Consider the following 9,290-nt stretch of genomic DNA (forward strand, 5'->3'; position numbering starts at 1 on the left):
GCCATCACCCGGGAAGTTGCGGAGAGTCGCAGCACGACAGCGGAAAGCCCCTCAATTTGGCCGACGGATTGCCGATAAACGACTTACACGGCAAGCCGAAAGAAAATTTCTAAAGTTCTCGAGCGGCGGGTCGTAAGGAAGGATGTAAGCGAAGAAATCGCCACACAGGACGGACCGGGACCCGCCTCACCAGCCGGATCATCGGAACCGGTAGTCAATTTGACAGTGATAGGAGAAGGAAAATGCCGCAAGTCATCAATACCAACGTCGCGTCGCTCAACTCGCAGCGCAGCCTCAACAGCGCACAGAATTCGCTGAGCACCTCACTGCAGCGCCTGTCTTCCGGTCTGCGCATCAACAGTGCCAAGGATGACGCTGCCGGGCTGGCCATTTCCGCCCGCATGAGTTCGCAGATCAACGGCCTCAACCAGGCTTCGCGCAACGCCAATGACGGCATCTCACTGGCCCAGACAGCGGAAGGCGGCCTGCAGAGTGTTACCGAATCCCTGCAGCGAATGCGCGAGCTGGCCGTGCAGGCCTCCAACGCCACCAACACTGCCACCGACCGTGCCGCCCTGCAGCAGGAAGTCGACCAGCTCGTGCAGCAAATCAACACCGTTGCCAGCCAGACCGCCTTCAACGGTGTGAAACTGCTCGATGGCACATTCAACTCGCAGTCTTTCCAGATTGGCGCCAACACCGGCGAAACAATCGCGATCAACACCATCGCCAGCGCCAAGGCCGATGCCCTCGGTGTCGGGACGACCTCGTCCTTTGCAACGACACTCTCCGCAACGGTCGCCAACGGCGCCATCTCGACCGGCGGCATCACGGTCAATGGTTATGGCGTCGGTCCTTCGGTCTCGGATGGCGTTTCCAGCTCGGCGCAGATTACCGGTGTCGCTGCCACCGCTTTTGCCACGCCTGCAGACGACATCGCTGCCGGCGATCTGAAAATCAATGGCGTATCGGTCGGCGCGATCACCGCCGGAACCAGTGCAGCGCTGCAGGGTACCGCCCTGGCTACCGCGATCAACGGGCAAACCGCGACCACCGGTGTGGTCGCTACCGCCGCCGCCTCGGGTGCGCTCACCCTCACCTCAAAAGACGGCAGGGACATCCAGATCGAGATGAGCGGCACGGCCACACTTGCGAGAACCGGTCTGACCGCAGGCACCACCAAAGCCGGATCGGACAGCGCCATCGCCAAGGCCGCTGCCTTCAATACCGTCACCGGTCAGACCGGCGTCTCGGCTGTGGCCACCAAGACCAGCGTCACCAGCGGTGCGCTCAGCGCTAACGCAGCAGTTGCCGGAGACAATACCGACTACATCAAGATCAATGGCGTCAAGCTCGGAGCGATTGCCGCAGGGACTTCGGCCGACTTCACGGCACAAGGCAACAACGTGGTCGCGGCAATCAATGCGCTTTCGAACCAGACCGGCGTCACTGCCACTTTCGACACCAGCAGCAAGAAGGTCAGCCTGTCTGCCAGCGATGGCCGCACCATCACCGTGGAAACCAAGGGAAGTGCTGCAGCAACCAACACCGGCTTCGCCGCCAATACCACCGCCAACACCTACGGTGGCATCAAGCTGTCTTCAACGAGCAGCGCCGGCATCAACCTGGGTGGCGCCAACATCGCCACCACCGCTCTGACGGCAGGCTACACCGCGGCCACCGCAACGTTCGGGGCCGGCATCTCGAGCGTCGATCTGACCACTGCCAGTGGCGCGCAGAACGCCATCGCGACGATCGACTCGGCACTGTCCAACATCAACTCGAGTCGAGCGAACCTGGGTGCGGTGCAGAACCGGTTCAGCAGTGTGGTGAGTAACCTGGCGACGACTTCCGAGAACCTGTCCGCTTCGCGCAGCCGCATCCTCGATGCCGACTTCGCAGTGGAAACCGCCAATCTGTCGCGCGCGCAGATTCTGCAGCAGGCCGGCACAGCCATGCTGGCACAGGCCAACGCCCTGCCGCAGAACGTGCTCTCACTGCTGCGCGGCTAAGCGACGACAAGCAATTAAGGGTAAGATCAGGGGCGCGGGCGCGGCAACGCGGTCGCGCCCCTCGGTCACTTCCCGAAGGAGGGAAAGATGAACATCCAGCCTACCACCGTTTCCCTGCCGCCGCATGCTCAGCCCGTGGCCAATCCGGTGGCACGTGAAGCCAGAACGCCTGCCGAGAGCACGACCAGGGCAACCGAACAAGCGCTATCGCGCCAGCAGGTACAGGCGCCCGCACGGGAACAACTCGAAGCTGCCACCGAAAGCGTCCGCGCCTTTGTCCAGCCGATCAACAGCAACCTCGAATTCAGCGTCGATGACGACACCGGGCAACTGGTGGTCAGAATCATCGATCGTACGACCAAGGAAGTCATCCGCCAGATGCCTTCGGCCGAGATGCTCGCCATAGCCAAGGCGCTCGACAGTATCAAGGGACTTTTTGTCAAGCAGTCGGCCTGAGCGGAGTGGCGCAGGCAGCAATTGAGGATTGCGGGAGAGACGCATGGCGATATCGTCACCGGGCTTGGGCTCGAACCTCGACGTAAATAGCATTGTCAGCCAACTGATGGCACTGGAAAAAGCGCCGCTGACTGCTCTGGCCAGGAAGGAGGCTGGTTTCCAGGCAAAGATCTCGGCGCTCGGATCGCTGCAAAGTGCAGTTTCCGGACTGCAGACGGCTGCCAGCAACCTCGTGCCGACGAGTGGAACGACCGCCACACAGAAGTTCTCGGTTTTCAAGGCAGCGGTCAGTGACCCGACGATCGCCTCGGCAAGCACCACGTCAAGCGCCGTCGCCGGCACCTACAGCATCGAAGTGACCCAGTTCGCCAAACAGCACAGCCTGGTGAGCGCAAGCGGGTCAGCCAATCCATTCTCCGGCGCCAGCAGCACCCTGCCGGCGGGTGGTACGCTGACCATTTCACTCGACTCCCTGGGCGGCAGCAGCCCGCACAAGAGCACCCCGGTGACGATCGCCGACGGCGCAACCCCGGAAAACGTGCGTGACGCGATCAATGCTGCCAGTGCAGGGGTATCGGCGGTGGTGATCAACGGCACTGCCGGCAAGCAGCTCGTGCTGACCAGCGACACGGCCGGCAGCAACCAGTTCATCAAGCTGTCAGGGATTGCCGGCCTGGCCTACGATCCGAATGCAGCGGTGCTGGCCACCGATCCCTTTGCCCAGACACAGACTGCCCAGGGCTCCGCCCTCAAGCTGAATGGCATTGCCGTCACGGCCAGCGGCAACAACGTGAGCACCGCGGTCGACGGCGTCACGCTCAACCTGCTCAAGGGCCCGGAACCGCCAGTGACGTCGCTCACCACGACCTTCATCATCAGCAAGGACACTTCGAGCCTGACCACTGGCGTCAATGCCCTGGTCAAGGCCTTCAACGAATTCCGCACGACCGCCAGCAGTCTCGGCAGCTACGACGCGGCCACCAAGAAAGCCGGCACGCTGAACGGCGACAGCACCCTGCGCGCGGCCGACGAGAGCATCCGCGGCGCGCTGGGCAAGGTACCGCCTGAGCTGACGAGCGCCAGTCTGCAGCGCCTGACGGACATCGGCGTGACACTGCAGAAGGACGGCAGGCTGCAGGTCGACGCGGCCACGCTGAGCAAGGCAATCGGCGGTGACCTGGCGGGTGTCGCCAATCTGGTTGCGGCCTATGGCCAGGCATTGAAGAGCGCCGCCGATGGACTGACCGGCAGTAGCGGGCTGATTGCCGCGCGTAGCGAAGGGCTGAGTAGTTCAATCAATAGTCTCGGCAAGCAGTCCGAGGTGATCGCGAGCCGCCTGACACAGATCGAAGCCCGCTATCGCCGGCAGTTCACCGCTCTCGACACGCTGATGTCGGGTTTGACCAAGACCAGCACCTTCCTCCAGCAACAGCTCGCCAACCTGCCCACCTATAGCCAGGGGTCGTAAATGTTCGCCAATGCACGCAACGCGATTTCAGCCTATCGGAAGGTAGGCGTTGATGCGGCCATCGAAGTGGCTGACCCGCACCGTCTGATTCTGCTGCTTTTCTCTGGCGCTCAGGCCGCACTCTGTAACGCACGCGCCGCCCTCCAGCAGCAACAGATCGCCGCCAAGGGTGAGGCCATTTCCAAGGCGATCGACATCATCGGCAACGGCCTCAAGGTCAGCCTCGATCTCGAAAATGGCGGCGAGATCGCGGCACGCCTGGATGCACTCTACGATTACTTGGTCGTGCGTCTGCTGCGCGCCAACCTGGACAATGATCTGTCAGCGCTCGATGAAGTCGCCGGTCTGCTTGAAGAAATTCATGGTGCCTGGCGCGAGATCTCGCCCGCAGCGCCACAACAAGCCGTGGCATGAACTCCTCGCTGGGCACGCTCGAACAACTGCTGGCATTCTCCGAGGCGATGCTGGGCGCCGCCGAACGCGGAGAATGGGAGTCGCTCGCCAGCCACGAGGCAGCGCGCCGCGCTCTGGTTGCCGCGTTGCCGGCTGATCTAGCCCACAACCTGGCGCCGACCACCCAGGCACGCGCCCGCGCCCTGGTCGAACGTTGCCAGGACTGCGATGCGGCGCTCCGGCCACTGGTCGACCGGCGTTTGCAAGAATTGCGAGTCGTCCTGCGCGAAGCACCGTCTGCGGTCTGAGTCGATGCTCCGCACCGATCTCGCCAACCGCCTGCAGCCGGCAACCGACCTCGCCCTGCGGCCGACACCGCAGTTGCAGGAGATCACCGACAAGCTCTCCGGACTCGTCGTTGGCCAGCGCCTGCTGGCCGAGATCCAATCGCTACTGCCCAACGGCAGCTACCGGGCCATGATCAACCAGCGCAGCATCACCCTCGCCCTGCCGTTCAGCGCCCAGACCGGCGACGCCATCGAGCTCGAGGTCGCCGAAACCGATGGTAAACTGACCCTGGCGGTGATGGCAAAAGTCGGGCCCGGCCAGGACGGCGATTCATCGTCCACCAGCCTGAGTCGCACCGGACAACTGATCGGCAATCTACTGCTCGGCAGCACACACGACAGCCGAACCGGCCCGCAAGCGCTGCCACTCAACAACAACCAGCCGATTGCCGCGAGTCCGCCCAGCAACGGCCGGGAACTGCTGCCTCTGCTCGAGCAGGCGATCCGCCGTAGTGGCATGTTTTACGAGGCACACCAGGCACAATGGGTCGAGGGGCGCTACGACAAGGCGCAACTACTGCAGGAACCGCAAGGTAGGCTGGCGCCTCAGGTCAGTCCTGAGCCGCCGCGACCCGCAGCAGCCAGTGAGCCAGCGCAGACGGCAAGCGCCCCCGCTGCGGGGTCGGGGCCTCTCCCGCCCAGTCGGTCGAGCGAAAACACTGTACCCAACAACCAGGTGGCCCAAATCTCGCAACCCGTGGCGCCACAGGTGCAGTCAGTTGTGCAGCAACAGCTTGAAGCCTTCGCGACCCAGCTCTTCTCGTGGCAGGGACAGCTCTGGCCCGGGCAGGACATGCGCTGGGAAATCGAGAAGCCGACCCAGCAAGACGCATCGGCCAGCGAAGAAGAGCAGGAGAAATGGCGAACGCGACTGCTGCTCACCTTGCCCAGGCTGGGCGAGATCGAAGCTCGACTCGCTATCCAGGGCAAGGACCTGGCGCTGACCATCAGCGCAGCCGACTCGAAAACCCGGGCCCTGCTGCGCGATGGCGCGGACACCCTGAACAAGCTGCTCGAACAAGCCGGACTCAGGCTCGACTCACTCGGCATCACACTGCCAGCGCACAAGACGGATCCTGCCCAACCGGCAGGACGAGACGTCGGCAAGCCCCGACCCACAGCCTGACTCCCGACATTGATCGAATCAAGCAGACAAGTCGTCCGCCAGCATGGGGGCGTCGAGAACAGTGGACACTGGTACATGGGTGTGATCTTTGGCGATGACCAGATATGCCCTCGTACCGCGCAGAACTGCGCCGTCTTGCGGCCGTTCGTCCTCAACCTCTCCGACACCCCCCACGGCAAGACGCCAAGGAAGACCGCAAAGCACGGCGCCTCATTATGGCGACATCCGACACCGCACGCGCTCAACTTTTTGGACCTTGTGCGAGACTCATGCGAATATCCTGGGCTGCCTGCCCGAGTTGGCGTGCCGCGAGTCCCCGCCCGAAGCATGACATCGCACCGCCCAAAGTCCTGCGCGATGTCGCCGGGAGTCTCCCGATAACCTCGGAAAACCCGGCCGCTTGCGCTGTGTCAGTGCGCCCGTTACCATCGGACATCGGCTCGCGAGCGGTCAAGGTGAATCGGCACGCCTGTCGCGGACTGGCCCGAGACGCGAGAGGAAAGCGAGGAAGCATGCCCCTGCCCAACGATGACCCGCGGAAAACCGCTGTCGCACTCGCCTATAACCAGACCGAGGCGGCTCCACGCGTACTCGCCAAGGGACGTGGCCTGCTCGCCGAGCAGATCATCACGCGCGCTCATGCACACGGAGTCTACGTCCATGAATCGGCCGAGCTGGTTTCGCTGCTGATGCAGGTTGATCTCGATCAGCATATCCCGCCGCAGTTGTACCTGGCGGTTGCTGAACTGCTGGCCTGGCTCTATCGACTGGAGAACGGCCAGGCGACCGCGCCGACACCGCTGCTTGCGGTGCCGGCCGAAACGGGCGCCAGGTAACCATGCTGGTCGGCACAGAAAACCGCCGGCCGATGGGTGCCAGCGCGGTGCCCGGCCGTACAGCGGCCAACGACAGGCTCTCTCCACCGCGCAGGGGTGGGCGAATGCGGAGGCGGAAGCGTTTTCTGGGTTAAACTGCCCGTCCCTGCCGATTCCAGGAATGCCGATGGAAGAAACGGACGCTCATACCCCACTGGAGCAGCCGCCGGTCCGCTTCGAGATCGAACGGACCGAGGATTACGCCCAATATCTCCTGCAGTCGAAAGCGGAGATCCTGGCAGTGTTACGCGCCCTGGTACAACGAAGGTCCTTGGTAAGTGCCTATTTCGACCACGGGAGATCCTTCCTGCTCACCTCGCTTCTCGCGGTTGATCCGGAGGCAGCCGGGATTCTCCTCGACAGTGGCCGCGACGAAGCAGTAAACCGCCAGGCCTTGCTGGCCGAGCAGGTTTTCCTGACTACCGAACTCGACAAGGTCAAGATCCAGTTCGTCGTGGGCAAACTTGTGGAAACGCGCAGCGGCGGGCTGCCGGCGTTCAGTACTGCGTTCCCCGAGAAGCTCCTGCGCCTGCAGCGGCGCGAGTATTATCGCCTGACCACACCCGTCACCAAACCGGTCCGCTTCGTTGCCACACTCCGACGCGCCGATCGTAGTGCGCTGGTGGTCGAGGCATCACTGCTTGACATCAGTGGCGGCGGCGTCGGTCTGATGGCCACACCCAATCTGGCCAGTCTGTTGCCGCGGGGCGGGATCCTCACTGACTGCAAGATGGCTCTGCCTGATGAGGGTCTGCTGGTCGCTACTCTGGGAGTACGCAACAAGTTCGAAGTGGCGACCAGAAGCGGCGCGCGTTACGTGCGGGTGGGCTGCGCATTCATCGCGCTGCCGGGAAGCAGGATGAACATGGTGCAACGCTACATCACGCGCATCGAGCGCGAGCGCAAGGCACGTCTGAGCGGCATGGCATAACCACCGATGGTGGCCCGGGTTGGCCGGTCGGCCAACCCGAAACCGCGCGCCCGGAGAGCTGCGGGTCTAGAAACCGATCACCAGCAGCGCGTAGGCCGCGAGTACCGTCCCCAGCATGGCAAGCCCGTAGCACAACAACTTGGCGCCGGTGCCGGCGTGAATCCCGATGTCGTGCAGGCTGTGGAAGATGCGGTGTGCTGCGTGCCACAGGAAGAGGGCGATGATCGCCAGGATGAAGCTCTTGCCGATGAAGTTCTGGGCGAAGGCGAGCATCTTCGGGTAGCTCATGGTGTCCGCCGGCAGCAGGATGCCGAGCGGAATGGCCAACCCGGTAATGAACACCAGCATCGGACCAAGCAGCGCCGACAGCATGCCGCCAGCCCCGAACAGCGCCCAGAAGATCGGTGCGTTGGAACGTTTCAGTCCAGGTTTCATCGTGCCATCCCCCATACCAGAGCAAGCAGGCCGAGACTGGCCACTGCCGCTGCCGCGAGGCCACCGGCGGTGATCACCCAGCCGGGCAGTCGCTGCCCGCCGACGATCACCGGCGGCATGGTGCGCGGCATGATCTTGAACCAGGTGTAGGTGTGATAGCCAATCGCCGCCAGCGCGACCAGGTGGAAACCGATATACCACGGGTTCCTCAAGGCGGTGAGCCAGGCGCTCCACGCCGCTTCACCCTGCGACAGGCGCCATAGCCCGGTCAGCAGAACCCCGGCGTACGCGGCAACGAAAAGGGCAGTACCCTCGTGGATCATGTACTCGACAAAGAACGGGTTTTTCCGCCACCACCCGTCCATCGAGCGAACATAGGGTCGACGCTTGCTCACTTGGCACCTCCTTTCGGAGCGAGGAAACGGAGAAAGTAGTCCGCCGCGCTGTTCGTCTTGTTCTGATTAACCGCGTTCGCCGGGTCCACCCCCTTGGGGCAAACCTCCGAGCAGTAACCCACCGCGGTGCAATTGAACACGCCTTGTTCGGAATTGATCAGCTCCATGCGTTCTGCCTTGCCCCCGTCGCGCGAATCGACGTTGTAACGATGCAGCAGAGCGGTGGCTGCCGGTCCGATGAAACTCGGGTTCAGACCGAACTGCGGGCAGGCAGCGTAGCACAGCAGGCAGTTGATGCACGAACTGAACTGCTCATAAGCGCCGAGTTGCTCCGGCGTCTGCAGGTACTCGCCCTGCGCCAGCGTGCGCGCTTCCTTCGGGATGATGTAGGGCTGGATGCTCTCCAGCTTCTCGATGAAACCCTCCAGGCCGATCACCAGATCGCGCTCGATGGGGAAATGGGCAAGCGCCTCGACGCGCACCCGCGCCGGGTAGTAATCGCGCAGGAAGGTCTGGCAGGACAGACTCGGGATGCCGTTGATCATCATCCCGCAACTGCCGCAAATGGCCATCCGGCAAGACCAGCGAAAGCTCAATGATCCGTCGAGATAGTCCTTGATGTACTGCACCCCCTGCAATACCGACATGTCGTCGGTAAACGGCACCTCGAACACCTGCTGGTACGGTTCGTTGTCCTTCTCCGGGTGATACCGCAGAACCTCGATTTCGATGACTTTCTGATTCTCAGACATTGGAGGCCTTCCTTTCCTGCTCAGCCTTCTCGCCTGCGGCACCGTAGGCACGGGTGCCCGGCTGCGATTTGGTGATCTTGACAGGACCGTAGTCGATGCG

Annotated in this window: 11 protein-coding genes; 8 read left to right on the forward strand and 3 right to left on the reverse strand. The window is 62.9% G+C overall.

Annotated elements, in window-relative coordinates; translation table 11 throughout:
* The first annotated feature begins 242 nt into the window (after window positions 1-242).
* The 8 genes from JNK99_RS13690 (at window position 243) to JNK99_RS13725 (ending at window position 7,608) form a co-directional block, all read left to right on the forward strand.
* Window positions 243-2,012 carry a flagellin gene (locus JNK99_RS13690; RefSeq protein WP_291854023.1) on the forward strand — a complete coding sequence of 590 codons (1,770 nt, stop codon included), beginning with the start codon at window positions 243-245 and terminating at the stop codon, window positions 2,010-2,012.
* A gap of 87 nt (window positions 2,013-2,099) precedes the next feature.
* Entirely contained in the window at window positions 2,100-2,468 is a 369-nt protein-coding gene (locus JNK99_RS13695) for a flagellar protein FlaG (RefSeq protein ID WP_291854025.1), read from the forward strand.
* Window positions 2,469-2,511: 43 nt separating this feature from the next.
* Window positions 2,512-3,936, forward strand: a complete 1,425-nt coding sequence (gene fliD / locus JNK99_RS13700; RefSeq protein WP_291854026.1) for a flagellar filament capping protein FliD — start codon at window positions 2,512-2,514, stop codon at window positions 3,934-3,936.
* The gene (gene fliS / locus JNK99_RS13705; protein ID WP_291854028.1) at window positions 3,937-4,350 is read left to right on the forward strand and encodes a flagellar export chaperone FliS; all 414 of its coding nucleotides are present in this window, start codon (window positions 3,937-3,939) and stop codon (window positions 4,348-4,350) included. It abuts the gene before it with no gap.
* Window positions 4,347-4,637 carry a flagellar protein FliT gene (locus JNK99_RS13710; RefSeq protein ID WP_291854030.1) on the forward strand — a complete coding sequence of 97 codons (291 nt, stop codon included), beginning with the start codon at window positions 4,347-4,349 and terminating at the stop codon, window positions 4,635-4,637. Before fliS ends, JNK99_RS13710 begins: the two co-directional genes overlap by 4 nt.
* Before the next feature lie 4 nt (window positions 4,638-4,641).
* On the forward strand, window positions 4,642-5,802 hold the full coding sequence (locus tag JNK99_RS13715) for a flagellar hook-length control protein FliK (RefSeq protein ID WP_291854033.1): 1,161 nt from the start codon (window positions 4,642-4,644) through the stop codon (window positions 5,800-5,802).
* Between the two features lie 512 nt (window positions 5,803-6,314).
* On the forward strand, window positions 6,315-6,638 hold the full coding sequence (locus tag JNK99_RS13720) for an EscU/YscU/HrcU family type III secretion system export apparatus switch protein (protein WP_291854035.1): 324 nt from the start codon (window positions 6,315-6,317) through the stop codon (window positions 6,636-6,638).
* A 166-nt stretch (window positions 6,639-6,804) separates the two neighbouring features.
* Window positions 6,805-7,608, forward strand: coding sequence for a flagellar brake protein (locus JNK99_RS13725; RefSeq protein WP_291854038.1), 804 nt, complete (start codon window positions 6,805-6,807; stop codon window positions 7,606-7,608).
* Window positions 7,609-7,674: 66 nt separating this feature from the next.
* Here JNK99_RS13725 and frdD read toward each other — a convergent pair whose 3' ends face one another.
* Genes frdD through JNK99_RS13740 form a run of 3 tightly spaced genes read right to left on the reverse strand, consistent with a single transcriptional unit; the run spans window position 7,675 to window position 9,190 of the window.
* Window positions 7,675-8,043: a fumarate reductase subunit FrdD gene (frdD, locus tag JNK99_RS13730; protein WP_291854040.1), complete on the reverse strand. Its 369-nt coding sequence runs from the start codon at window positions 8,041-8,043 to the stop codon at window positions 7,675-7,677.
* Entirely contained in the window at window positions 8,040-8,438 is a 399-nt protein-coding gene (locus JNK99_RS13735) for a fumarate reductase subunit C (protein ID WP_291854042.1), read from the reverse strand. Before JNK99_RS13735 ends, frdD begins: the two co-directional genes overlap by 4 nt.
* Window positions 8,435-9,190: a succinate dehydrogenase/fumarate reductase iron-sulfur subunit gene (locus tag JNK99_RS13740; RefSeq protein ID WP_291854044.1), complete on the reverse strand. Its 756-nt coding sequence runs from the start codon at window positions 9,188-9,190 to the stop codon at window positions 8,435-8,437. Before JNK99_RS13740 ends, JNK99_RS13735 begins: the two co-directional genes overlap by 4 nt.
* Window positions 9,191-9,290 lie beyond the last annotated feature (100 nt).

The sequence above is a fragment of the Accumulibacter sp. genome (assembly GCF_016789985.1).
Classification (GTDB): domain Bacteria; phylum Pseudomonadota; class Gammaproteobacteria; order Burkholderiales; family Rhodocyclaceae; genus Accumulibacter.